Origin of the sequence: Alcaligenes sp. PF14, assembly GCF_037150615.1 — a bacterium.
Classification (GTDB): Bacteria; Pseudomonadota; Gammaproteobacteria; order Burkholderiales; family Burkholderiaceae_B; genus Alcaligenes; species Alcaligenes phenolicus.
Window position 1 is genome coordinate 1 of the sequence record NZ_JBAGRS010000020.1, and the last position, 772, is coordinate 772.

The 772-nt window shown below is 60.2% G+C and carries 1 protein-coding gene; it reads left to right on the forward strand.

Annotation, left to right across the window (positions count from 1 at the left end; genetic code table 11):
• Positions 1–772 (forward strand): autotransporter-associated beta strand repeat-containing protein (locus WFM49_RS18490; RefSeq protein WP_336974841.1); only part of this gene is annotated, 772 nt, incomplete at both ends.

Here is a 772-nt window from a genome sequence, read left to right on the forward strand (position 1 = left end):
AAGCCTGAACAATGGCACCTTGGCAGTGACTGACTCTTTTGCCAGCGCTCGTCAGATTGAGCTGGAACAAACCGGCACGATCGCCGTTAACGCCAACACCAGCCTGAGCCTGAACGGAGCCATCACAGGCACCGGCTCACTGGAAAAAACCGGCACAGGGACGGTCGTCTTGGCGGGCACCAATACCTATGAAGGCGGTACCACCCTGCATGAAGGGCGCGTCGTCGTCAGCCAGGACAGCAATTTAGGCTCCGGTGCACTGAACTTCCAGGGCGGCACCTTAGCCACGACGGACTCTTTTGACAGCACACGCCAGATCACACTGAATCAAGCCGGCCATCTGGATGTGGCGGCCAACACGGTACTGGGCTTGAGCGGGCAAATCAGCGGGAGCGGCAATCTGATTAAAGAAGGCGCGGGTACTCTGCGCCTGTCCAACACCGCCAACCGCTATGGCGACACACAAATCCTGGCGGGCACCCTGATTGGCAATGCCAGTTCCCTGTCGGGCAATGTGCTCAACCAGGGTACGCTCGTATTCGAGCAGTCCTCGGCCGGACAATTCCAGGGCGAACTGTCGGGTGCAGGCTCTCTGCTCAAGACCGGCGCTGGCACCCTGGTGCTGAGTGGTCAAAACAGCTACACCGGCGGCACAACACTGGCCGACGGTCGCCTGGAAGTGTCTCAGGACGCGAACCTGGGTGCAGTCAGCAGTGAGTTACGTTTCCAGGGCGGCGCCCTGGTCGCCACGGACTCCTTCAGTACTGCTCGT